Below are 24,950 nucleotides of genomic sequence, written 5' to 3' on the forward strand. Positions count from 1 at the left end.
AACACCTAACACCTAACACCTAACACCTAACACTTCTCACAGTTTTTCCAGCAAATCACAAAGCAGCCGGACACCGAAGCCTGTTCCGCCCGGGCCGCAGTATTTGTTTCCTTTTTTATGATATGCGGGTCCGGCAATATCAATATGCGCCCACCGGGTATCTCCGACAAATTCCGAAAGGAACAGCGCCGCGGTGATGGCTCCTGCTCCGCTTACATCGCCTTCGCTGATGTTATTGATATCGGCAATCTCGCTTTTAAGTGATTCCTTATAATCATCGGGCAGCGGGAGTCGCCAGCATCGCTCATGGGTGTTATTACCGGATTGCACAATCTTTTCAGCCAATTTGTCATCAAAAGAAAATGCTCCTGCAAATTTTTCGCCCAGCGCCACAATACAGGCACCGGTCAGCGTGGCAAGATCAATAATGGTCTGGGGCTTATATGTTTTAACAGCATAAGCCAGGGCATCACACAAGATGAGTCTGCCTTCCGCGTCGGTGTTGCCCACTTCAACTGTTTTCCCATGATATGTTTTAATGATATCCCCGGGACGGTAAGAAGTGCCTGAGAGCATATTTTCAACCAGCGGAACAATGCCGATAACATTCATAGCAGGCTTCAGCCTGGCAACGGTAATCAGTGTTGCTGCTACGGCCGCAGCTCCGGCCATGTCCATCTTCATCTCTCTTGATGATCCCCCGGGCTTTAAATTGATGCCGCCCGAATCAAAGGTAATTCCCTTGCCCACAAGAGCTACCGTTTTTTTGGCATTTTTCGCTTTATACTCCAGAACAGCCATGCAGGACTTGTTCGCACTGCCCGCCCCCACTGCGAGTATTGCGCCGAATCCTTTTTTTTTCAGTTCATTTTCCTTTAACACTGTGACGCTGAGTTCTTTTCCGGCAGCTTTTGTTATCACTTGGGCCAGCTGCTCAGGGGTTTTGTCATTGGATGGTATTGAAACCCATTCTCTGGCAAGGATTGTTCCCTCACATACGGCAGATACGGACGATGCTAATCTGCTGAACTTTTTAGCGGTTTCAGAAGTCATAAACAGACTGATATTTTTCAGCGGCTTCTGCTTTTTTTCAGTTTTATATTTGTCAAACAGGTGATTTCCAAGCAAAGCTCCTGATATGATGGCTTCAAGAATAACGGCCATGTCCTGTCCTGTCTTTTTTTCCGAGGGAACGGCAATCAGGACCTCGGCCGGGTCCTTTGCGATACATTTTTTCACACTCTTGCCTGCAAAGGTGCGAAGGACTTCGGCATCTGTTTTTTCGAATTTTCCAAGACCCAGAAAAATAATTCTTTCCGCATTAATCTGAGTTGAATCATGGAAAATGACTTCCTGATCTTTTTCGCCTTTGAATGCTCTGATTTTCTTTGCTTTTTTGACAACAGAAACAATGGTCTGGTTATCGTGTATTTCTTTGTCTTCACAAACAGGGATGACAAGTGTTTCTATTTTATCCTTTATCAGATTGACGGATTTTAATTCCAGCATATACCCCCTCTCCTTTCTGAATGTGTTATTTGTCAAAAGGCAATATCAATAACAAATTTCGTTAAGACCTCAAAGTCGCTGTCAGACGCAGCGGATTTATAAGTATTTCCAGTGCGGATACAATATTGGTAAAAACAATATCCGCGGCTGACAGGGTTTCCACAGCAACGCCCTCTTCCAGTATGACCGCAATACCAAGGGCTGATTCTTTAAGCATTAAACGGTCGTTGCGGCCATTTCCGACAGATATGGTGTGTTCGCACCCGAGATGTTTCACATACTCAAGTTTTCCGATTTCCTGATTTCCCGAGGGAAGAACATAAAGCTCGCAGGGAATATCTTCAAGCTGAGATCGGACACTTCCGAATGTGTCAGCCGTCAGCACATGAATTTGAATTGTATCAGCCAGAGATTTCAGACATTCTCTGACACCGGTAAGCAACTGTCCGTCATACGCAAGCGTGCCGTTGTAATCCAAAACAAGGTGTCTGAGCTGTATGGGCTTATTTTCTTTGTAACCGGGAATTTTTATCTCTATCATTGTATTTTCCTCTTATTTTTGAATATGTTATTAAATTCAAGACTGGAAAAGCTGACAAAATTCATACTTTATATTATATTAATAATATTCTGTAAATACCTTAATGAAATTCCAGACAGAGCGTGGAGAAAAAGGGGATAAACTTTCTATTTGCTGACATAAGCGCCTGGATAAAAATGACGGAAAATTTATGGACAGATACCTAATCAGTGTCTGTCCAAAAAAATTTGAACAATCTGATTTTATTATATTAAAGCTATATTTGTCAGAACGAAGATTTCAACCGCATTGAAATTATTCTGATTATAACGGATTCAGGGGAGGCTCCGATTTCGGGAGGCTGTGCGCGACCTTCCGTTTTCACAGGAAGCCGGACGGACATTCACGGAAAACGTCGGTTTCCGGGAAAACAAATATCCTGAATTTCCGGTTCCCGGAACCCCGTGACGGACAGATTTTCCATTCTGACATATAGTCATTTCAGGATGTTGTGCCCTCCCCTAAATCCGTTATAATCAGAAATTATTCGTACAGAGAATAAATCTCATTCAGCACAGTCAGTGTATTAAAAAACTGAGTATGAGAATTTGATAAAATCCTCGTTTTGAAATATGGCATTATATTGTTAAAATTCAAATAATTAATACTTTTCGGACAGACATTAATTATCCTTTGAGCTGTTTTTCGGAAGTCATAAGCAGAAAAATCCTGCCCGTAAACACTTTTTCCACCCCATTGATTTACGCGGCTGTTTTATGAACAATAGTTCGGACAGTTTTTATAACCTATTGTTTTTACAGAATTTATAAATTTCGAGGCGGAAAATTCAAATCCTTTAATTACAATATGTTACAGCTTTACACGCCTCTGATTTGTGAAAACTGTCCGAACTATTGATGAACTAATGAATACAAAAACAGTTATGTTCTGCCCTGACGTGTGAACCGCTTTTGGGACAAAATAAAATAAGTACAAAATAATATCAATAAGTTACAATCATACCTCCTATGTACCGCTACAAACTACATTGCCATTTGTCATCCGTCAACCGGAATTATGGCACTGTCAGATAATCATCTGGCCTTTTTGTTGGCAAATTAAGCAGTCTGTAAGGGGTTTGATTATACGGGTGTGTCCCGCCTTTTACACAAGGACAGGTTTTATGTGTGAAAGGCGGGATGCATCCGTTTTTTTGCCACGAAGGCGCAAAGGCACAAAGTCTCACGAAGTCTTCTTGCGGTTCCTTTGTGTCTCTGTGGCTGATTTTTTCGGATGTGTGAAAGGCGGGACGCATCCGTTTTTGCCACGAAGGCACAAAGTCTCACGAAGTCTCTTTGTGGTTCCTTTGTGTCTTTGTGTCTTTGCGGCTGATTTTTTCGGATGTGTAAAAGGTGGGACACACCCGATTATACATCGGTATAATGTCCCTTGAAATGGGCATGGTTAAACGCTATTCCCTCGGAGCTGAAAAACTGATACGTTGAAATACAAGACAAAGTCAGGCATTATTTGGAAATGTTTAAATGCACACTTGCGCTTAAAAATATCTCGACTATCAGTCTGTGAACTGATAAATATGTCTGAAAATGGGTGTGTCCCACTTTTTGCACAAAAGCTGTTCGAAATTAAAGATGCCGGGACAGCGATCAATGCTGATTTCATAATATTATCAAGAGGATATGTTCTGTCCCGCCTTTTGCACAAAGGCGGAAATCAGACGGCCGTCTGTCCGTGTGACGGAATTTCGGACAGTTCCGGATGGCAAACGGTTTTATAAATATTTTCAACATGATCTCATCGGTCTGACCGAAAGTGTTTTTATTCTGTCATGCGCCGACAAATGTTTTTGTGCAAAAAGTGGGACACACTCTAAAAAAAGGATTTAATCCTTTCTTATAAATCCTGTTTCTTATATGAAATCCTTGTAGCGAAAACGGCTGTTATGATTTTCTGCGCAAAGAACAAAAAACTTGAATACTGAGTTGCGGTATCCGATCATTTTAAAAAAAATAGCATGAAAAATTTGATAAAATTATTAATCTGTATTTGTTTCTTTTCAAACACCTTGTGGGCAGACAACACAATCAAAAGTCTGAAGACAAAATTGCAAGCGGTTTCGGGCAAAGAAAAAGTGAAAATTTTAAATGCACTGGCTGAGGCTCATTGGGAAATATCACCCAAAAAAAGTATAATATACGGTGAACAGGCTTTGAAATTAGTTAAAGATAAAAAAGAGAAGGCAAACGCCTTACACAATATCGGCGTTGCTTATAAAAATTTAAGTAATTATGACAACGCATTGCAATATCATCTGAACGCGCTGAAAATAAGAGAGGCCGCAGGGGATAAAAAAGCTATTGCCGATTCTTTGCATTATATCGGTGTTGTTTATGATTATTCGAACAACTTTGACAAGGCATTGGAATATCATTTTAGTGCGTTGAAAATAAGAAAAGAAATCGGTTACAGAAAAGGGATTGCCAATTCTCTGCACAATATCGGTGTGATCAATCACCGTTTAAACCATTATACAAAAGCATTGAAATACTATCTGAATGCATTGAAAATACGAGAAGAAATTGGGGATAAAAAGGCCATTGCCGGTTCTTTGAATAATATCGGCGTAATTTATAAGAACATCATTAATTACGTCAGATCGTTGGAATATTATCTGAAGGCATTAAAAATGTTTGAGGAACTGGATGATAAATATGAAACTGCAAATATCTCAAATAACATCGGTGAACTTTATTTAAAGCTGAAAGATTATGACAAGGCATTTTCATATCTTGAGAAGGCATTGAAAATAGCAAGGGAAATCGGAGCAAAAGAATTAATCAGAGAAAATTACGAATTTCATTCTGACCTGTGGGCGGCAAAAGGAAATTATCAGAAAGCCCTTGAATACTATATGCTGTCTTCAAAAGTAAAGGACACTATTTTTACGGAGGAAAGCAGTGCCAAAATTGCTGAAATGCAGACCATATATGAAACTGAAAAAAAGGAAAAAGAAATCGAGTTGTTAAAAAAAGATAATGCCATTAGTCAGTTGGAATTAGCCAGGCAAAAGCTGCTGAGAAATTCCTTTTTAGGCGGATTCGGGTTTGTTTTAATTTTAGCGTTTGTTGTGTATAACCGTTATCGTTTAAAGAAAAAGGCCCACGCGGAACTTGAGGCAGCGCATCATATTATCAAACTTGAAAAAGAAAAATCCGACAAATTGCTCTTAAACATTTTACCCCTGAGAGTTGCCAATGATTTAAAAGAAAAAGGTAAGACCGAGCCTGAGTCTTATGAAAATGTGACAGTTTATTTTTCAGATATTGTCGGTTTTACCAAAAAATCTGCCGAGCTGGACCCCAAATTTCTCATTGATGAGTTAAACGATATTTTTACGGCCTTTGACAATATCATAGAAAAAAATCATTGTGAACGCATTAAAACCATCGGAGATGCCTATCTTTGTGTCTGCGGGATGCCGGAAGAGAATTCGAACCATGCGAAAAATGTTGTGAGATCGGCAATCGAAATCATTGAATATTTGAAAAAACGAAATCATCATACAAAAGCGCAATGGGAGATCAGAGTCGGCATTCATACGGGAAAAGTTGTGGGCGGTGTCGTGGGTGTCAAAAAATATATTTATGATGTTTTCGGCGATACCATCAATACCGCTTCCAGAATGGAATCAAATTCCGAGCCTATGAAAATCAATATTTCAGAAGCAACTTATCATCTTGTAAAACATAAATTCAAGTTTGTTGAAAGGGAAACGATTGTGGTAAAAGGCAAAGGGGATATGAAAATGTATTTTATAGATAACGGATAATCCCGCTGTCACATTGTTGATTTAAAAAATTGTTCCAACCCGATAATTGTAGGGGGAGACGTCCGATTCTGACCGGAAGTGAGCCGCTTGGGCCTGGCAATAAAATCAGATCCAGCAAGATCAGATCCAGCAACGGCATCAGGCTTTCTCTTTACATACCAGGCCGGAACAGCCCTTTCTTTAAAGCATTCGGACCTGGCAAAAACAACGGTTTTCGGCACCTGAAAATCCATGACTGGCTTATTTATATGTATTTTTTTCATGAAACTGAGCCATATGGGAAGCGCGGCTTTTGAACCTGTTTCTTTGTTTCCGAGAGACTGTTCCATATCAAAGCCAACCCATGTTCCGGTAATATACTGAGGCGTATATCCGACAAACCAGGCATCATGAAGATTGCTTGATGTTCCGGTTTTTCCTGCCGCGGGTCTGCCCAGTGCCAGGGCCCTGCGTCCGGTGCCGCGTTTGACCACGCTTTCAAGAAGGTTCGTCATGATATAGGCTGTGCTCGCTTCAATGACCTTTTCAGTCCGCAAATTCGGTTCCTGAATCTCATTTCCGTCCCGGTCAATGATTTTTCTTATGAAAACAGGTGGAACAAGATCGCCGAGGTTTGTAAAAACTGAATAAGCTGTGACAAGTTCAAGCAGTGATACCCCTGAGGCCCCGAGCGCAAGGGAAAGCCCTTTGTTCAAATCAGATGTTATCCCCAGTTTTCTGGCATAGTTTCTGGCATAATCAATGCCCACGGCATTTAATAATTTTACAGCCGGTATGTTGCGGGACAGCGCGAGTGCTCTGCGAAGCCGGATAGGACCGTAATATTTTTTATCATAGTTGCTGGGCCGCCACGCTTTTTTTGTTTCCTTGTTCCAATAGGTGACATCGCTGTCATTTATCATACTGACAGGTGTATATCCCTTGTCAAGCGCGGCCGCATATATGATCGGCTTAAATGCTGACCCGGGTTGCCTTCTTGACTGAGCTACCCTGTTTAACTGGCTTTTTTTAAAATCCCGTCCCCCTGCCATGACTTTCACATGACCCGTTTCCGACTCAATACACACCAATGTGGCCTGGGGTTTTGTTTTCCCTGTATATCTCTGACGCTTCTCAAGTGATTTCAGACCGTTTTCAACTTCAGCCAGTGCCGCCTTTTGCATTTCAATATTCACTGTTGTGTAAATTTTAAGGCCCCCGGTGTATAAAATTTCCGGTCCGAATTTGTCCTCAATATAACGCCGTATGTGTTCAGAATAACAGGGAACTGTTTCCATGTACCAGTTGCGTCTCGGTTTTATATGGATATCTGTCTTCATGGCCTCCCCGGCCTGAGCATCCGTAATATAGCCTTTTATCACCATTTGTCTTAAAACATATCTCTGCCGGGCTTTTGCCTTTTCCATTTCTTTGAAAGGGGAATATTCGCTGGGAGCTTTGGGCAGACCTGCCAATATGGCACATTCTGCAAGATTCATGTCTTTCGCAGATTTTCCAAAATAATTCTCAGCAGCCGCTTCCACTCCATATGCCCCATATCCCAGGTAAATCTGATTCAGATATAAAAAAAGAATGTCTTCTTTGGTAAATGTTTTTTCAATGCGGTATGCAAGCAGGGCTTCTTTCAGCTTTCGTTTGTAACTTCTTCCTGACGCGGATAAAAACGGCTTGACAACTTGCTGGGTAATGGTGCTGCCCCCCTGAACAATTGTTCCTGCCTCGATATTTTTAAAAAATGCTCTGATAATGCCAAGATAGTCCACACCTCTGTGTGTGAAAAATCTTGAATCTTCTGCCGCGATAAATGCCTGAATCAGAATTTTCGGCATTTTGGACAGGGGAATAACAAACCGCCGTTCTTTATAAAATTCGGCAATTTTTCTGTTATCGTCCGAATAAACCATTGTAGCCAAAGGCGGGCGGTAGTCTTTCAGGGAAGACACTTTAGGCAGTTCTTCGCTGATATGAAGGTAAACACCGGTAGCGATAAGTCCGCCCGATATGATTGTCATCATAACAAAGGTCCCTGCAAACCATCGGATAATTTTTGCTGAATTCCACACTTGTTCACGCCTGGCACGATTTTTTAAAATTTTGTTGAAGTGTCCAATTAAAAAACAATATGCTAATTTGCTGTGTACAGGACAAAAAAATTGCGGTGAAGAGAAAAAAACCGGCTTTTTTCCCCGGATGAAGCGCTCTCCCTGCTGGAAAAAGCCGGGTTTTTTTGCTGCTCATCTTTTTTGTCCTGCACACAGGCTGACTTGACAAATACATTGTCAGTATTAATAATTTCAGGATATTATAAAAAATTACGACATATAAATTCTATTTATAATTCACTTTATATGCTTTGGCAATGTTTTTGAAGTTTCAAATCATTTTATTCATCATTCTTTTTAAAACTATAGGATTTTAAGCTTTTGAAAAGAAAAAGAATAAAAATAGATTACCGCTTTTTGTATTATTTTTTGACATTAAAGAATTAAACAGTTAATATTCAGTATTTTTCATTGTCACTTGTCCGTTGACAATTAATAATAAATGATCAGTGACTGATGATTACAAGGATGTGAGATTCTTCGATGGATGATTTTGACCAGACAAAAGATAATATTACTTTGACAAAACATAACGATAATTTGGTAAATGTTTCAACTCATCTGAAAAGGATGGCCGAGATACAGCCCTATAAAAGAGCTGTGATCTGTCCTGTGGGATGGGATGAAAAAGGCCGTGTCGCTTATACTCATCTGACGTTTCTGCAGTTGGACCAGGAATCCGACTACATTGCCCACGGTCTTGAAAATGTCGGTATAACACGTGGTACCAGGACAATTTTAATGGTAAGGCCCTGCCTGGAATTTTTTGCGCTGACATTTGCGCTATTCAAAATCGGAGCGATTCCGGTTGTTGTTGATCCCGGCATGGGAATACGCCGCATGGTCAGATGTCTCAGGGAAAGCAGACCCGAAGCATTTATTGGTATTCCCCTTGCCCATGTCATTCGGAAGATTTATCCTGGATTTTTTAAAACAATAAAGACGTGGGTAACTGTTGGGCGCCGCTGGTTCTGGGGAGGGTTTACGCTGGAAAATATCCGCCAGACCCTTTGGGAAACATATCCCGCGGCACCGACCCGTCAGGATGAGACAGCAGCGATTCTTTTCACGACCGGAAGCACCGGTCCGGCCAAAGGTGTTGTCTATACTCACGGAATGTTTGACACTCAGGTTCGCCGCCTGAAATCTCATTTTGGCATTGCCGAAGGTGAAATTGATCTTCCCACATTTCCGCTGTTTGCCCTTTTTGATCCTGCCCTGGGAATGACAGCCGTCATACCGGACATGGATCCCACAAAACCCGCTCAGGTCAATCCTGAAAAGATCATAGAAGCCATTTTAAACCAGGGGGTGACAAATATGTTTGCCTCACCGGCCCTGCTGAACCGGGTGGGCAGCTATGGCAAAGAAATGGGAATAAAACTTCCGTGTCTGAGACGGATTGTTTCCGCGGGCGCTCCGGTGTCTCCTGAAAATATTGAACAGTTTTCTTCCATGTTATCCGAAGGCACTGAAATTCACACACCTTACGGCGCTACGGAGGCCATGCCTATTATTTCCATCGGAAGCAATGAGATTCTGTCTTCAACCCGGAAATTCACTGACCAGGGATATGGTATGTGTGTGGGCCGTCCCCTTGAGGAGACAGAGGTTCGCATCATAAGGATCACTGATGATCCCATTGAGGAATGGTCCGATGATCTTGTTGTTGAAAGGGGGGATACCGGGGAAATCACTGTAAAGAGCGGTCTGGTAAGCAGACACTATTTTGACAGGCCCAAGGCAGATTCCCTCGCAAAAATCAGGGACGGGAATGATGTCTGGCACAGAATGGGCGATCTGGCCTGGGAGGATAACAAAGGGAGAATATGGTTCTGCGGCCGTAAAGGCCACCGTGTGGTTACGGAAAACGGAACCCTTTTTACCATCCCCTGTGAGGCTGTTTTTAACAATCATGACGCGGTGCTTCGCAGTGCCCTTGTGGGCGTGGGTGATCCTCCGGAACAAAAACCAATTATATGTATTGAACTGAAAAATGGCGGAAAAAATATTGATAAACACGCACTTAAAAAAGAGCTGCTTAATCTTGCAGCCCGTAATCCCATGACAGAAGAAATAAAAACCATATTGTTTCATAAGGGGTTCCCTGTGGATATTCGTCACAATTCAAAAATTTTCAGAGAAAAACTGGCAAAATGGGCGACGTGAGCGGAAACTTGAAACTTGAAATTTGAAACTTGAAACTTGAAACTTGAAACTTGAAACTTGAAACTTGAAATTTGAAACTTGAAATTTGAAATTTGAAACTTGAAACTTGAAACTTGAAACTGGAAAGCTGAAGCGTTGATGAAAAGATGAGCAAAATAAGACCTCGAAATACACAAAAAATTCTGGTGACCGGGGGCGGTGGTTTCCTGGGAGGGGCAATTGTCAGGCAGCTTGTGCAAAGGGGAGATGCTGTCCGAAGTTTGTCCCGGGGCTTCTATCCTGAGTTGGCATCTCTTGGCGTTCAACAGATTCAGGGGGATATCAGCGATAGAGAGATTGTGGCTCAGGCTTGTGAAGGTATTGATCTTGTTTTTCATGTAGCTGCAAAACCCGGGGTGTGGGGGCCGTATGCTGATTATTTCAGAACCAATGTCACGGGAACCCGAAATATTATTGCCGCCTGCCATAAACATGGGGTTTCAAGGCTTGTTTATACAAGTTCCCCCAGTGTCGTGTTTGACAGCAGCCATATGGAAGGGGTGAATGAATCTGTGCCTTATCCTGAAAAATTTCATGCCCATTATCCGAAAACAAAGGCGATGGCAGAACAGCATGTTCTCAGGGCTGCAACTGAGGGATTAAGGACAATTATATTACGACCGCATCTGATATGGGGGCCGGGAGATAATCATCTTGTTCCCAGGATTCTTGCAAAGGGAAAACGTCTGGTAAGAGTGGGCAATGGCAGGAATCTTGTGGATACCATTTATATAGATAATGCCGCGGATGCCCATATTCTGGCCGGGGATAAGCTAAAAGAAAGTCCTGATCTTTCGGGAAATATCTATTTTATCAGCCAGGGCGAGCCTGTTTCTTTATGGGATATGATCAATGCGATTCTGAAAGCAGGGGGACTTGACCCTGTGAGGCGATCCATGCCTCAGAAGATGGCGCGGATGATCGGCGCTGTGCTTGAGTTCGTTTATGAGATGTTTCATATAAAGAGTGAGCCGCCCATGACACGGTTTGTGGCTGAGGAACTTGCAACAAGTCACTGGTTTGATATTAGCGCTGCCAGGAGGGATTTGGGGTATGTGCCTGCTGTTTCTGCGGAAGAGGGGCTTCAAAGGCTTGAAGCATGGCTGAAAAAAATATAGAAGTGTCAGGTGTTAAGTGTTAAGTGTTAAGTGTTAGGTATTGGGAAAAAATGTAAAACATTTTTTTTATTCCGGTGATAAAAAGAAACTAAGTCTTTTTGAAAAAACTTAGTTTCTTAGAAAATATATTTTTTTAATCAAAAGCCTTTCCGGGCTTTATTCCCAATGGCTTGAGAATTTTAACCAGGGGGCAGAAACCGGTAAATGCGGATTGGAGCAGATTTGCCCCGACAAATGCTGTAAACCAGAGCCAGTTCTGACTGTGAACCACAGACAGCAATAAAGAGATCAGAATAAAGCTGCCTGCAACTGCCAATATCACGCGGTCAATTGTCATAGCAATCCTCCTTGTTCTTCTATTTTTCAATTATTTTTATCTGAATTCTCTGTTTTGCGGTGCTATCCATTTTTTTACCTCCTCTTTTTCCGAATCTGTCACAATAAGTCTCATGGGAAGTTCATGTATTACGGGTTCGCCGACAGGTTCGCTGAATATTTCATCATAAACAGTATCGGTTATCGCCAGATATATTCCCTGTTCCGGATCAGCTTTATTCAGAAGCAGACGATAAAGCACATACTGACCCACGGTCTGTTCCGGATCAAGATTTGTCCGGTGAAGAAACCCGGCTTTTTTTACCGGAACGATCCGCCGCACATGATGAAAAAAGCCGGGTTTCTCCGCTGTTCACGGAAAAAAAGATGTATAAAAAAGTGTATGCGGCGATGAGTTCTTTGGTGCTTCTTGGCAGTGCATGTGTTTCGATCATCAGGCGGTTGACATATTGAACGATTGTCTCCAACAGGTCAGGGCGAATGCTTTGCGCCACAAAGACCTTTGCTTGGTTTCATATTGCGCTGATCTGATAAATATGAACTTCTTTGTCAAGCCTGTTTTTCAGACGGTCTTCAGCTAATTCCAGATCGTATCGGGTCTGAAGGTTCAGCCAGAACTGGGGAGACATACCGAAAAAATTACCCAGCCGCAGGGCGGTATCGGCTGTCACCGATCTTTTGCAGTGTACGATCTCATTTATCCGTCTCGCCGGAACACTAATGTCTTTTGCTATACGATACTGACTGATACCCATCGGCTGAAGAAATTCCTCCGACAGTATCTTACCCGGGTGAACGGGAGGCATTTTTTTTTCCATGATTATACCAATTCACTATTGAAATCAAGCATTGAAAAAGTACAATTATCTGCAACAGAACAAAATAAAGCTTTTGTATAGTATGATTTCAAAACTCAAATGGTATCATACCAATAAAACCCTAACCAGTGATTATACGACTTTTTTTCCGGCCAACATGCAATTTGGGATATTAGCTTGACAGTTCGTAATTTACGAAAAAATTATAATAGGAGCAGAATAAAAAAACAAGAATTTTTCCAGGCATCCTTCATTTAGTAGTTTACACTTTCAGCTAAAATGAATTTTTTATGTTTTTTTTAATTCATGATAATTTTGATTATTTTTATAATATAAACAACCTATTACAAAAAAAACTACAAATTTTGTAGTTAATTTTAGCTAATCATGTTTGAAGTGTGTAAAAAACTACAAAATTTGTAGATTTTACAATATCTATTTGTAAATATTACTTTTATTTAGCTACAAAATTTGTAGATTGAAAAAAAATGGACTTTTTTTCAAATCACCAAAAGTGTAAAGTACTTTTGGGCAAATATGAAGGATGCCTTTTTCCACAATAAAAAAATGATGTGTTGCTATTCTGAAGTCACCATCTTCTTCTGGCAGTCTCAGAAGTTTTTCAGTCGCACCACCAATGAAAGCCCGGTCATTTTTGTTTGTTATTATTCCTGTCTCTTTCGGAGCCGGTTTTGGGGGGGTTGGGGTCGGTTTTTGAGGTTCAGTTTTTTGAGATGTTTTTTGAGGAAGCCATAACTATACTATTGTTATTTCAGAATAAAAATTATATGTTTCGACAGTCGCAAGTTCTCGTAACGTATTGAAATCATTCTCATCAATATTTCCTGAACCCAATTGGGGCAGTCAATGATTTCAAGATGTTGCAGATTTATTTTCAACTTTTTACTTTCAACTTTTCACTGTCGGGATATGTCTGAGCAGCTGAAATTTCTTTGTTTACTTTGAAAGCATTTTGCTATCATAAGCAGCCGCCAGAGGCAAATTCACCTGCTTTAACAGCCTCATCCGATGTGTTCTTAATATGCTGTCATCCGGTCTGGTGTCAATCAGACGGGAAAGATTGTCAATGGCATCATACCAGTATCCTTTTTCAGCATATACAGTATATAATTTATTTTTCGGCGTACTGCTCAGACGCTCTGATAATTCATCCGAAGGCGCAAGATATCTGATGGTGGCGCTTCCCAAGAAGTCAGCGGACCGTTCCTCCGGATCGGGGACAATGGCTAAAAACCATTCATACTCAACATCCGCTTTAAGTGTGATATTATAATCCGCAAGACTGATCTGATATACCCCCTCGTTGGTCGGTCCGTCAATATATGTTTCTAACACAGGCTCTTCAACTCTGGTTTCGTTCAGGGTAAATTCGATCTTGCCCGGCCAGGAATCAGAAATATACCATCGTAATGTCGGCTGACGATCAGATGTAAAACCAGTATGCTCAGATGCAAATGGGGACATTCGTGCTGGTATGGGAACCGATATTATCTCTGTTTCGGCTCCCCGGGTCAGTCCGCGACTCAGTCCGCGACTCAGTCCGCGGGTCAGTCCGCGACTCAGTCCGCGACTCAGTCCGCGGGTCAGTCCGCGACTCAGTCCGCGGGTCAGTCCGCGACTCAGTCCGCGACTCAGTCCGCGAGTCGTGCCACGACTTTCACCACCTTCTCTTCTTCTTATTTCCGCGTTTTTTGTCGGAAGCTTGTAAATCGGAGCATTCTCTACAGAAATACTTTGCCGTTCCTGTTGGTTCGTAGCAACTACCGAAGATGGCAGACAGATTGTAAATAAAAAACATGAAGCCAAAATCATTGTTACAAAGGTTACGCTACGGTTCTTTGAAAAAAAATTAAATTCCATAACCCCCTCCTTTTTTTAATAAGTTGGAATAAAAAGTCTGAGATATATCGCAAAAACTGCATTTATTTCATTACCTATTTTAACAAATTATATTATATTATATTTTATATATACACCTGATTTCTTAAAAACTTCCAAAATTATTGTTTGTAAACGTTCCGGAAGTCGTAATATCAATATAACATATTAAATAAAAAGAAAAAAATAAAAACAAAGAAGAATAAGCCTGTGGGGATTTGGTTGGCAAAGATCAGATCATTTTCGATAGGCCATTTATTGAAGTCGCTTATTTCAGACGGCAGGCAGAATATTTCCCAATATTTCCGAAAAACTTTGATTATGGCAGGATGACTTCAGGACTCTCAGTTTTTCTTCAGGAAAGCCTTAACAAGATGTATAATCTCATCCGCGGCATCCTCAAGAACATAATGGCCTGCGTCTGAGAATGTATGGACTTCCGCATGAGGAAACCGGCGCTGCCACTCTGCAAGATAGTCAGCGTCGAAAACAAAATCATGTTTTCCCCAGCATATGAGCATGGGAATGTTTGCGAGTTTATGCAGATTTTCATCCACAGACCTTACCAGCTTGTAACTCACATCCTTTTTATTTACGGGAATATCCTGAACAAATTTAAGCGTTGCAATCCTGTTTTTCCAAGAGTTGTAAGGCAATATCAGACCTGCTTTGACATCTCTGGGCAGTCCTTTGCAGGATGCCATAAACAATGCCCCATATGCAAAAAGATTAAACCCAAGCACCCCCAGTATTGCAAAAAGCTTCAAATTTCGGATAAGCCACAACCTTGCGGGAAGTCTTTTTCTCCCGGGCGGAAGAAAAGCGGCTGTGTTCATTATGATGATGCGGCTGATTCTTTCCGGATACCTCAGCGCATAAGCCATACCGATCATCCCCCCCCAGTCGTGGACAATCAGGTTGATTTTTTCTTTTAAATCAAGGTGGTCTAAAAGACTTTCAATATCATCCACACGGTTTTTCAGCTTGTAATCGTATTTTCCGACATCCGGCTTATCAGAAAAGCCGCATCCGATATGATCCGGTACAACAGTCCGAAATTGAGGTGAAAGTTTCTTTACCAGATTCCGAAAATAGAAAGACCATGTAGGATTCCCGTGAATCATCACCACCGGGTCTCCGGTGCCTTCATCCAGAAAATGATATTCAAAACCGTTTAAATCCATGAAATGGGATTTAAACGGATAAATACGGCGAAAAGCAAAAATATCCATTAGAAATCAGAAAAGTTTCGAGTTTCAAGTTTCAAGTTTCAAGTTTCAAGTTTCGAGTTTCAAGTTTCGAGTTTCAAGTTTCAAGTTTCAAGTTTCAAGTTTCGAGTTTCAAGTTTCAAGTTTCAAGTTTCGAGTTTCAAGTTTCAAATTTCAAGTTCCGAGTTTCAAGTTCCGAGTTTCAAGTTTCAAGTTTCGAGTTTCAAATTTCAAGTTCCGAGTTTCAAGTTTCAAGTTTCAAGTTCCGAGTTTCGAGTTTCAAGTTTCAAGTTCCGAGTTTCAAGTTTCAAGTTCCGAGTTTCAAGTTTCAAGTTTCGAGTTTCAAGTTCCGAGTTTCAAGTTTCAAGTTTCAAGTTTCAAGCCTCAAGCTACCATCTTACACCCAGCATCATACAGTTCAGGCCGCTGCCGATGCCAAAAAATCCGACCAGATCGTTTTTTGCAAGAAATTCACGTTCAGATGCAATGGCTGCCGTGATGGGAAGGGAGACAGTTCCGATATTTCCAAGATACTGGAATGTTGTAAAATCTTTTTCTTTTGGGATACCCACGGACTCAAGTATGGTTTTCTGATGGGCTGCTCCCACCTGGTGGCAGATAACTTTATCTGGCTTATCATCCGGTAATGAGAATTCTTTTTTAAATGCCCTGAATGTTTCTGTTCCAAGGGCCACACCATTTTGAAGCACACCAATGGAATCAGTTTGCATGACTTCAATGCCCTCAGCCGTTCTTCCCGCATCAGGCCCCCACATACAGAGTTTATGATGTTCTGCCGCACTCCTTGCAATACCGCCCATAAGCTGATGGCCCTGGCTGGAAACTGAGGCATCTGTCAGAAGGACCGCCACAGCCCCGGACCCGCCGGTCATGGTTGCAATGGTTTTTTTGAACAACTCCATGTCAGGATGCTTAAGGAGCCGCTCAATGGTGATATCAACGATCTGGCGCGAAGATTCACAGGAAACCACAAGACCGGCCCTGATCTGTCCGAGTTCAATGGCATTTGCGATATGGACCATTCCGTTTAAAATTCCCAGACAGGCATTTGAAATATCATAAACCTGAGTTTCAGGCACAAGTCCCAGTCCGTGCGACACGGCACAGGCAGTCGCAGGCTCCAAATTATCCCTGCAAACACCTCCGTAGATCAGCATACCAATATCCTGAACTGAAATATCTGAGGCTTCTATGGCTTTTTGACCTGCTGCCACTGCCCCCTCATACATTTTATAACCCGGATCCCAGAATCTGCGTTCATATATTCCGGTGATTGCTTCCAGTTGCCCTTTTTGCAGATGGAGTTTTTTATAAAGCGGTTCAAGACGCTCTTCAAGGTCTTCTGATGTGACAACATTGGGCGGAAGTTCATAGCCAAATGCGTTTATATAAACTTTTGAGTAATTCATATGACGTAATATGACAGGATGTATTTTATATTTTAAATAGTCATATCAAAAAGATACATCCGTTATTCTTCAAACAGAAAAACAAAAACCCCTTATCTCAGTAAAGAGAAAAGGGGTTAAAGGTTTGATTTATTATGGTGGAGGCGGCGGGAGTCGAACCCGCGTCCGGAAACATTCCACAATGGCATCTACATACTTAGCCCGAATTCTAAGATTCGCTTATGCAGGTCTCCTCCAGGCACGATACCTGATAAGCTATCCCGCAAAATTTTCACTTGTGCTGATGCAGGACTGTCAGAACAAGCTATCCTGCAAGTCGACGCCCTTGTCGAATCCGCAGGCTGGAAACGACAGGACGCTAGCCTTAAGCGGCTAGAGCGTATTCATAATCATCTGCGATTATGTTAATTCCCCCCGTTTTTACGAGCCGGAAGGAACTCGGTATGCAACCAAAGCTTCTTTGCCCCCGTCGAAGCCGTTTCGCCCCCTTTAAAAAAAAGATAAACTCAATGAAAAAGAACACATTTTGTATGACATAAAAATAAGTAATTTTTATTAAGTTGTCAAGCTTTTCCTCAGAAAAAAATAAGCCCCGCCTTTTAACTGAAAAATTTGCTTTGACATCAAATCCTCAGTGTTTATTTTTCAAATAAGCGACAACATACTCTCTATCATCTCGAATTTCTTATTTTTTTTGTATAATGGCAAATCCCAAGATAAACATCAAAACAAAAAAAGGAGAAAAAACATTGATTTGTTTGGGTGTGTCCCACCTTTTACATATCCGAAAAAATCAGCCACAAAGACACAAAGGAACCACGGAGAGACTTCGTGAAACTTTGTGTCTTCGTGCCTTCGTGGCAAAAAAAACGGCCGGTTCCGCTTTTCACATATCCGAAAAAATCAGCCGCAAAGACACAGAGACACAAAAGAATCACAGAGAGACTTCGTGAAACTTTGTGTCTTCGTGCCTTCGTGGCAAAAAAAACGGATGTGTCCCGCCTTTCACACATAAAACCTGTTCTTGTGTAAAAGGTGGGACATACCCGTTTATACCCGAAATAATTACGAACCATGTCCATTCAGTCATAAAAACACATAAAAAAATAAAAGTTTCAGAGTGTCACTAACACCTGACACCTGACACCTAACACGATCATAATACAGGAGGCAATGATGCGTTTTGACAAATTTACCATAAAATCACAGGAGCTTATCCAAAATGCCCAGGCCTCGGCCTCACAGCATAACAACCAGCAGATTGAGCCGGAGCATTTTCTCGGAGCCATGCTGGATGAGCCGGAAGGCATTGCCGGGGCCATGCTCCGTAAACTCGGTGTTTCCCCCAAAGGTGTGGCCCAGGACACGGCCATAGCCATTGACAAATTACCAAAAGTGAGCGGGGCAGGGGATAATTATCTTTCCAGCAGAGGCAAAAATGTTTTGGACGCGGCGTTTGCCGAAGCTGCAAAGATGAAAGATGAATATGTCAGCACCGAACATATTTTTCTGGCGATTTCAGATGAAAAAGAAGGGGAGGCTGCAAAAATTCTCAGACGCTACGGCGTGACACGGGAATCCATTTTAAAGGTCCTTATGGACATTCGCGGATGCCAGCGCATCACCGACCCCAACCCCGAAGAAAAATATCAGGCACTTGACAAATTCAGCCGTGATCTCACCGATCTTGCTCGTCTGGGCAAGCTTGATCCGGTCATCGGCCGGGATGATGAAATCCGGCGTATTGTCCAAGTGCTTTCCAGAAGAACCAAAAACAATCCTGTTCTTATCGGAGAGCCCGGAGTGGGAAAAACCGCCATTGTTGAGGGGCTTGCCCAGCGCATTATTGAGGGGGATGTCTCTGAGACCCTGAAAAACAGGCGTCTGGTTGCCCTTGATATGGGTGCGCTGATCGCGGGCGCAAAATATCGGGGAGAATTTGAAGACCGCCTGAAAGCGGTTTTAAAAGAAGTGGAGCGTGCCGAAGGGGAAGTCATTCTTTTTATTGATGAATTACACACTCTCGTCGGCGCGGGGGCAAGCGAGGGGGCAATGGACGCCTCCAACATGCTGAAGCCGGCCCTTGCCAGGGGAACCCTTCGCTGTGTGGGTGCGACAACGTTAAACGAGTATCGCAAATACATTGAAAAAGACGCGGCCCTTGAAAGGCGATTTCAGCCGGTTCTGGTCCGTGAGCCTACTGTGGAGGATACCATCTCCATTCTCCGGGGGCTGAAAGAAAAATACGAAGTTCATCATGGGGTGAAAATTAAGGATTCGGCTATTGTTGCGGCTGCGACCCTTTCCAACCGCTACATTTCAGACCGGTTCCTTCCTGACAAAGCCATTGATCTCATAGATGAATGCGCGTCCAAGCTCAGGATTGAAATTGACAGCATGCCTGTGGAAATTGACGAAGTTCAGCGAAAAATCACCCAGGGTGAAATTGAACGGGAAGCCTTGAAGAAAGAGTCTGATCCCGCGTCAAAAGAGCGTCTTGAAAAGCTTGAACAGGACATGGGGGCCATGAAGGATGAGCTTCTGAAAATGAAGGCCAGGTGGCAGAATGAAAAAGATATGATTGAAAACATCCGGCGGATTAAGGAAGAGCTTGAGCAGATTGGCATTGAAGAACAGCAGGCTGAAAGGGAAGGGAATTACGGAAGAGCAGCCGAACTGAAATACGGAAAGGTCATGGAACTGAACAAGCGTCTGGATGAGGCCAACAGAAACCTTGCCGAACTTCAGGAAACCAGCAAGATGCTCAAGGAAGAAGTGGATAATGAAGACATCGCCGAAGTCATATCCAGGTGGACGGGAATTCCGGTGAGCAAAATGCTTGAAGGGGAAAGAGAAAAACTGGTTTATATGGAAGACCGTCTCGGGGAAAGGGTTATCGGACAGAATGAGGCAATTGTGGCCGTGTCCAATGCTGTCCGCCGGGCGCGTTCCGGCCTGCAGGATCCAAACCGTCCCATTGGCTCTTTTATTTTCATGGGACCTACGGGCGTGGGAAAGACAGAGCTTGCCAAGGCCCTGGCTGAATTTATTTTTGACAGTGATCAGGCAATGGTCAGGGTGGATATGTCAGAATATATGGAAAAACATTCTGTGGCACGGCTTATTGGCGCGCCCCCGGGTTACGTGGGATATGAAGAAGGGGGATATCTGACAGAGGCGGTGCGGCGCCGGCCTTATTCCGTAGTTTTGTTTGATGAGATCGAAAAAGCCCATCCCGAAGTCTTTAATGTGCTGCTTCAGATTCTGGATGACGGACGCATGACCGACGGGCATGGACGAACCGTTGATTTTAAGAATACCATTATTATTATGACATCCAATGTGGGCAGCCAATGGATACAGGAACTCGGGGCATCCGCGCGTGAGGAGATGATAAAAAGGGTGACAGACGCTCTCCGGGCAAGTTTCAAGCCCGAATTCCTGAACCGGATAGATGAGACGATTATTTTTGAAAATCTTACCCAGGATCAGATCGGTGCCATCGTTGAAATTCAGATGAAGCGGCTCCGGAAGAGACTTGATGAAATGAAGATTGACCTTGTTCTTTCAGATGGGGCAACGTGTTTGCTTTCGGAAAAAGGATATGATCAGATATACGGCGCACGTCCTTTAAAACGCGCCATTCAGAAATATATTGAAAATCCGCTGTCTATGGAAATTCTCAAGGGAAATATTGCAGAAGGAGCGACCATAAGAGCCGATGCTGAGGGAGATGAAATTGTTTTTAAATGCGAATGATTAGTACCTGACCCAGTTCCGGAGTGCAAAAATTAAGCGTAGCGATTTTTTGCACCGGATATTTGAAGAATTCCGGCAGGATGCAAAAAACCGCTCCGCTTAATTTTTCAGGATGCAAAAAACCGCTCCGCTTAATTTTTGCACTCCGGATGATGGATAAGATGAGACCTGCGAGGTGAGTTCAATGGTCCCTTTCATTTCCCGTCGTCAGTCAGACCTTGTTTTGCCAACATCTCGCGCAGACGTTTAAGCTCGGCTTCGGCAGCTTCGGCACGCTGTGTTTCCGCTTCAGTCGAGGTCGGAAGCAACTGCCCTTCATCCGTGTAAAAGCGTAGCCAGAGCGTGTCAAGACGCTGATGCTCGCCCTCCCATGTTCCGAGCCATACACTGAGTTCCTTGCTCCGTAATCTTCCCCGGTCATCAGGTGTCAGTTCAACATATCCGCTCGGGGTCAGTTTCCAGCCATACAGCCGGTCTTCATCGGGATCATAACAGAAATATTCCCGGGTGCGAAAGATGCGCTCGTACAGGTTCTTTTTGAGTCCGAGGTCCGTTTTTATTGTTGACGCTGAAGCCAATTCCACGATCACATCGGGATATTGTCCGCCTTCTTCCCACAACACCCAGGCATCACGCTTACGGGTTCCGTCCGTATCTTTTACAACGAAAAAATCCGGTCCGCGGTAATCACGGTTTCTGACCTGTTGTACGCTGAAATAGATAAACATATTTCCGCCGACAAAATAATTCTGACGGTCACGCCACAACTGGTGAACCAGGTCGATCAGAAGATTCATTTGGATGCGATGCCAGTTTGTTTCCAATGGAATACCATCCTCCGTAGGCAGATCAAGCTCCTCAAGTCTTTTCAGAGCAGCTTCGATTCCGGTCTGCTCGCTGTGGCCGGAGATATCATCTTCATAAACTGCCGCGTGCTGAAGAGCCGACATAAGACCTCCTTGTTTTAATTTTAAAGAATAAATATTGCATTTACCATATTGGAAATATAATAAAAATAGGAGGATGTGTCAAGTCTGTTTCCAAGGATCGTTTTTTTGCCTGCCTCTGAATCATTCAGATTCAGAACTCGGCAGCAGGAGAACCGACTGGCAATTTATTGGTGGATCAGGCTTTTTTCACAAAAATGATAAATTCTTTGTTCCCCTTGGGCCCGAGTATCGGAGAGGGGATGACAGATTTGCAGGAAAGGCCCACGTCGGTAAAGAAATCCCAAAGCGAACGGATGACCTCATCATGCAGCGAGGTGTCACGTACCACGCCGCCTTTTCCTACTTTGCCCTTTCCCACTTCAAACTGAGGCTTGATCAGAGCGAGAATTTCTGCCTCCGGTGTCATAAATTTGAGAACCGCGGGAACAACAATTTTAAGCGAAATAAAGGAAGTATCTATGGTAACAAGATCAGCAGGCCCGGGAAGGGTTTCAGCAGGCATATAGCGGATGTTTGTCCGTTCGATAACAACAACCCGCGGATCCTGCCTCAGTTTCCATGCCAGTTGCCCATATCCCACATCCACGGCAAATACGCGCTCCGCGCCATGCTGAAGCAGACAATCTGTAAAACCGCCTGTGGACGCGCCCACATCAAGACAGACAAGCCCGTTTACCTTTATATCAAACGCGTGCAGGGCCGCTTCAAGTTTAAGACCGCCTCTGCTGACATAAGGAATATCCTCTCCCTTAATCGTTATCGCACCATCTCCCGAAACCAGCGACCCGGGCTTATCCACTGGCTGATGATTTACCAGAACCTTCCCTGCCATGATCAACGCTTTGGCCCGTTGTCGGCTTTGCGCCAGTCCTTTTTCCACGATGACCAGATCAAGCCTTTTTTTCTTTGGGTGAGTTGTCATTTGTGATTTGTGATTTGTGATTTGTGATTTGTGATTCGTGATTTGTGATTCGTGATTTGTGATTTGTGACTTTGTCATTGTTACAATGAACCATTCAACAAGCTGAAAATTAAATAAAAATCATATCCTCACCTCTCACTTCTCATTTCTCACTTCCCAACAGTTTTCTGGCCGCGTCTGCGATGGCGGGTGCGTCAATGCCGTATTTTGATCTGAGGAATTTCTGGGGACCGTGTTCGACAAATGTATCTGGTATGCCGATACGTTCAAGCTGAAAATTGGTTACGCCTTGGTCACACAGACATTCCAGGACTGCGCTTCCGAATCCGCCGTCGCGTACATTTTCTTCTACGGTGATCATCCGGGGTATTTTTCTGGCAAGGGAACAAATCAGTTCCGAGTCAAGTGGCTTTACAAAGCGGCTGTTGACCACTGTGGCGGATATTCCCTGTTCTGTCAGTTGTGAGTGCGCGTCAAGGGCATCGTTGACAGAACTTCCTACGGCCAAAATAAGAATATCGTCTCCATGTCTGAGAATTTCCCCTTTTCCCACAGGGACAGGAACAATATTTTCTTCTATATCAACGCCTGTTCCGATTCCTCTCGGATAGCGGAACGCAATGGGGCCGTCATGCCCAAGGGCCGTGACAAGCATTTTGCACAGTTCGTTTTCATCTTTCGGAGCCATAATCACCATGTTAGGAAGGCTTCTGAGATAAGACAAATCAAACAGCCCCTGATGGGTAGGCCCATCTTCTCCCACAATGCCGCCTCTGTCAAGTGCAAATACCACCGGAAGGCGCTCTATGCACACATCGTGCAATATCTGATCATAAGCACGCTGTAAAAAGGTGGAATATATGGCAACAACGGGCCGAAATCCTTCAGCGGCCATTCCTGCTGCAAAGGTGACACCATGCTGTTCGGCAATTCCCACGTCAAAAAAGCGATCCGGATAGGTCTCTGCAAAATTTGTAAGCCCTGTGCCTTCCGGCATTGCCGCGGTAATGGCAACAAGCTTTTTGTTTTCCTCAGCCAGTCTGACCATAGCTTCGCCAAAAACCTTGGTGTAAGTGGGAACCGTGCTGCTGTCCGGGCATTCACCTGTTTCGATATTGAAACATCCGACACCGTGAAAATGAACAGGATTTCTTTCAGCAGGCAGATACCCCTTTCCTTTTTTAGTGGTAACATGAAGCAGCACCGGCTCTCTGAGTTCTTTGATATTATTCAGTATGTTGATAAGATGGCTCAGACGGTGTCCGTTTATGGGGCCGAAGTATTCAAAATTAAAAGCTTCAAACAGCATCCCCGGTGTCACAAAGGTCATGAAAGATTCTTCCGAACGTTTTGCAAGCTGATAAATATCATCACCGATTTTAGGCAAAGATTTAAGAAAATCCCCGATTTCCTTTCTCAGACTCTGCATTTTTTTTGCTGAAAACGTGCGGCTTAAAAAAGAGGACAACGCTCCCACATTGGGAGAAATGGACATATCATTATCATTTAATATTACAATAAGATCCTTGCCGCGGTCTCCGGCCTGGTTCAGCCCCTCATAAGCCAGCCCCGCTGTCATGGAACCATCCCCGATCACGGCAATCACTTTGGATTTCTCTTTTTTCAGACATCTCGCGCAGGCAATCCCGACACCGGCTGATATGGAAGTACTGCTATGCCCCACTGTGAAAGCGTCATAAGGGCTTTCACTCATGCGGGTAAACCCGGAAATTCCCCCGTGCCTGCGAAGGGTGTCAAATCGGTCTCTGCGTCCGGTCAGAAGCTTATGCGTGTAGGCCTGATGCCCCACATCCCAGATAATTTTATCTTCAGGGCTATTAAAAACATAGTGGAGAGCAATTGACAGTTCAACAGTACCAAGACTTGGAGCCAGGTGTCCCCCGTTTTTGGATACCACCTCAACAATAAATTTGCGTATCTCCGCGGCAAGCATCGGAAGCTCTGAAGGAGAAAGACGCTTCAGATCTGCGGGGGAATTAATTTTTTCTAAAAAACTCAAAATGATAACTCCTATTTTGATTGAAAATTGACGATGTTACAGCTTTTTTAAAAATGTTTTTAAGAGAAGCAGAATTGTACTTCCCGCAACACTCTTGTTAAACGACCATGAAATTTTTTTCATCGGTGTATTTTTATGACAAAGATTATAAAAAATTTTATCCGGCCTAATGAAGAAGGTTCATGCCATGGTTGAAACTGAACTTCTTTTTATCCTGTTTTTTTATAAAAACAAAGGAAAAAGTCAATGGGGCGGAGAAGGTATTTCAGGGGTGGCAATGACCTGCTTTTAAGATACGCCG

At 43.2% G+C, this 24,950-nt stretch carries 17 protein-coding genes and 1 other RNA gene; 4 read left to right on the forward strand and 14 right to left on the reverse strand.

Annotated features, from left to right (window positions below):
- Positions 1-36: 36 nt before the first annotated feature.
- On the reverse strand, positions 37-1,509 hold the full coding sequence (locus dnm_RS27180; RefSeq protein WP_207680022.1) for a leucyl aminopeptidase: 1,473 nt from the start codon (positions 1,507-1,509) through the stop codon (positions 37-39).
- Between the two features lie 61 nt (positions 1,510-1,570).
- Positions 1,571-2,050, reverse strand: a complete 480-nt coding sequence (locus tag dnm_RS27185; protein WP_207680023.1) for an HAD family hydrolase — start codon at positions 2,048-2,050, stop codon at positions 1,571-1,573.
- Between the two features lie 2,209 nt (positions 2,051-4,259).
- Here dnm_RS27185 and dnm_RS27190 point away from each other — a divergent pair.
- Complete coding sequence (locus tag dnm_RS27190; protein WP_207680024.1) at positions 4,260-5,879, forward strand: adenylate/guanylate cyclase domain-containing protein; 1,620 nt, start codon at positions 4,260-4,262, stop codon at positions 5,877-5,879.
- 8 nt (positions 5,880-5,887) lie between these two features.
- On the opposite strand, the gene dnm_RS27195 is transcribed toward dnm_RS27190, so the two are convergent.
- Complete coding sequence (locus tag dnm_RS27195) at positions 5,888-7,894, reverse strand: penicillin-binding protein 1A (protein ID WP_207680025.1); 2,007 nt, start codon at positions 7,892-7,894, stop codon at positions 5,888-5,890.
- Between the two features lie 570 nt (positions 7,895-8,464).
- Here dnm_RS27195 and dnm_RS27200 point away from each other — a divergent pair.
- Positions 8,465-10,150 (forward strand): fatty acid CoA ligase family protein, encoded by a 1,686-nt coding sequence (locus dnm_RS27200; protein WP_207680026.1) that lies wholly within the window; start codon positions 8,465-8,467, stop codon positions 10,148-10,150.
- Here dnm_RS27200 and dnm_RS27205 read toward each other — a convergent pair.
- Positions 10,119-10,304 carry a hypothetical protein gene (locus dnm_RS27205; RefSeq protein WP_207680027.1) on the reverse strand — a complete coding sequence of 62 codons (186 nt, stop codon included), beginning with the start codon at positions 10,302-10,304 and terminating at the stop codon, positions 10,119-10,121. The two genes, dnm_RS27200 and dnm_RS27205, sit on opposite strands and share 32 nt — an antisense overlap.
- Here dnm_RS27205 and dnm_RS27210 point away from each other — a divergent pair.
- Entirely contained in the window at positions 10,297-11,307 is a 1,011-nt protein-coding gene (locus tag dnm_RS27210; protein ID WP_207680028.1) for an NAD-dependent epimerase/dehydratase family protein, read from the forward strand. The genes dnm_RS27205 and dnm_RS27210 overlap by 8 nt on opposite strands.
- A 133-nt stretch (positions 11,308-11,440) precedes the next feature.
- On the opposite strand, the gene dnm_RS27215 is transcribed toward dnm_RS27210, so the two are convergent.
- The 7 genes from dnm_RS27215 to ssrA all read right to left on the reverse strand — a co-directional run bounded on the left by dnm_RS27215 (position 11,441) and on the right by ssrA (position 17,486).
- Positions 11,441-11,644: a YgaP family membrane protein gene (locus dnm_RS27215; protein WP_207680029.1), complete on the reverse strand. Its 204-nt coding sequence runs from the start codon at positions 11,642-11,644 to the stop codon at positions 11,441-11,443.
- 36 nt (positions 11,645-11,680) lie between these two features.
- The gene (locus dnm_RS27220) at positions 11,681-11,965 is read right to left on the reverse strand and encodes an element excision factor XisH family protein (RefSeq protein ID WP_207680030.1); all 285 of its coding nucleotides are present in this window, start codon (positions 11,963-11,965) and stop codon (positions 11,681-11,683) included.
- A 190-nt stretch (positions 11,966-12,155) separates the two neighbouring features.
- Positions 12,156-12,461: a HigA family addiction module antitoxin gene (locus dnm_RS27225; RefSeq protein ID WP_207680031.1), complete on the reverse strand. Its 306-nt coding sequence runs from the start codon at positions 12,459-12,461 to the stop codon at positions 12,156-12,158.
- A gap of 957 nt (positions 12,462-13,418) precedes the next feature.
- A complete protein-coding gene (locus dnm_RS27230) occupies positions 13,419-14,342 on the reverse strand; it encodes a DUF928 domain-containing protein (protein WP_207680032.1) in 924 nt (307 codons plus the stop codon).
- A 362-nt stretch (positions 14,343-14,704) separates the two neighbouring features.
- Positions 14,705-15,592, reverse strand: coding sequence for an alpha/beta fold hydrolase (locus tag dnm_RS27235; RefSeq protein WP_207680033.1), 888 nt, complete (start codon positions 15,590-15,592; stop codon positions 14,705-14,707).
- 365 nt (positions 15,593-15,957) lie between these two features.
- Entirely contained in the window at positions 15,958-16,998 is a 1,041-nt protein-coding gene (locus tag dnm_RS27240; protein ID WP_207680034.1) for a 3-oxoacyl-ACP synthase III, read from the reverse strand.
- 135 nt (positions 16,999-17,133) lie between these two features.
- Positions 17,134-17,486, reverse strand: a transfer-messenger RNA (tmRNA) gene (gene ssrA / locus dnm_RS27245).
- A 688-nt stretch (positions 17,487-18,174) separates the two neighbouring features.
- On the opposite strand from ssrA, the gene clpB reads away from it, so the two are divergent.
- Positions 18,175-20,757, forward strand: a complete 2,583-nt coding sequence (gene clpB, locus dnm_RS27250; protein ID WP_207683769.1) for an ATP-dependent chaperone ClpB — start codon at positions 18,175-18,177, stop codon at positions 20,755-20,757.
- Positions 20,758-20,951: 194 nt separating this feature from the next.
- Here the strand turns inward: clpB and dnm_RS27255 are convergent, their stop codons facing one another.
- The 3 genes from dnm_RS27255 to dxs form a co-directional block, all read right to left on the reverse strand.
- Positions 20,952-21,707, reverse strand: a complete 756-nt coding sequence (locus dnm_RS27255) for a Uma2 family endonuclease (RefSeq protein WP_207680035.1) — start codon at positions 21,705-21,707, stop codon at positions 20,952-20,954.
- Between the two features lie 175 nt (positions 21,708-21,882).
- Positions 21,883-22,629: a TlyA family RNA methyltransferase gene (locus tag dnm_RS27260; protein WP_207680036.1), complete on the reverse strand. Its 747-nt coding sequence runs from the start codon at positions 22,627-22,629 to the stop codon at positions 21,883-21,885.
- Positions 22,630-22,771: 142 nt separating this feature from the next.
- Positions 22,772-24,649, reverse strand: coding sequence for a 1-deoxy-D-xylulose-5-phosphate synthase (dxs, locus tag dnm_RS27265; RefSeq protein ID WP_207680037.1), 1,878 nt, complete (start codon positions 24,647-24,649; stop codon positions 22,772-22,774).
- Positions 24,650-24,950 lie beyond the last annotated feature (301 nt).

The organism is Desulfonema magnum (assembly GCF_017377395.1).
Taxonomy (GTDB): Bacteria; Desulfobacterota; Desulfobacteria; order Desulfobacterales; family 4be13; genus Desulfonema_C; species Desulfonema_C magnum.

Coding starts and splice junctions, on each gene's coding strand:
- dnm_RS27180 (WP_207680022.1), bottom strand. CDS start 1,509: ATGCTGGAATTAAAATCCGTCAATCTGATAAAGGATAAAATAGAAACA.
- dnm_RS27185 (WP_207680023.1), bottom strand. CDS start 2,050: ATGATAGAGATAAAAATTCCCGGTTACAAAGAAAATAAGCCCATACAG.
- dnm_RS27195 (WP_207680025.1), bottom strand. CDS start 7,894: ATGATGACAATCATATCGGGCGGACTTATCGCTACCGGTGTTTACCTT.
- dnm_RS27200 (WP_207680026.1), top strand. CDS start 8,465: ATGGATGATTTTGACCAGACAAAAGATAATATTACTTTGACAAAACAT.
- dnm_RS27210 (WP_207680028.1), top strand. CDS start 10,297: ATGAGCAAAATAAGACCTCGAAATACACAAAAAATTCTGGTGACCGGG.
- dnm_RS27215 (WP_207680029.1), bottom strand. CDS start 11,644: ATGACAATTGACCGCGTGATATTGGCAGTTGCAGGCAGCTTTATTCTG.
- dnm_RS27225 (WP_207680031.1), bottom strand. CDS start 12,461: ATGGAAAAAAAAATGCCTCCCGTTCACCCGGGTAAGATACTGTCGGAG.
- dnm_RS27230 (WP_207680032.1), bottom strand. CDS start 14,342: ATGGAATTTAATTTTTTTTCAAAGAACCGTAGCGTAACCTTTGTAACA.
- dnm_RS27235 (WP_207680033.1), bottom strand. CDS start 15,592: ATGGATATTTTTGCTTTTCGCCGTATTTATCCGTTTAAATCCCATTTC.
- dnm_RS27240 (WP_207680034.1), bottom strand. CDS start 16,998: ATGAATTACTCAAAAGTTTATATAAACGCATTTGGCTATGAACTTCCG.
- clpB (WP_207683769.1), top strand. CDS start 18,175: ATGCGTTTTGACAAATTTACCATAAAATCACAGGAGCTTATCCAAAAT.
- dnm_RS27255 (WP_207680035.1), bottom strand. CDS start 21,707: ATGTCGGCTCTTCAGCACGCGGCAGTTTATGAAGATGATATCTCCGGC.
- dnm_RS27260 (WP_207680036.1), bottom strand. CDS start 22,629: ATGACAACTCACCCAAAGAAAAAAAGGCTTGATCTGGTCATCGTGGAA.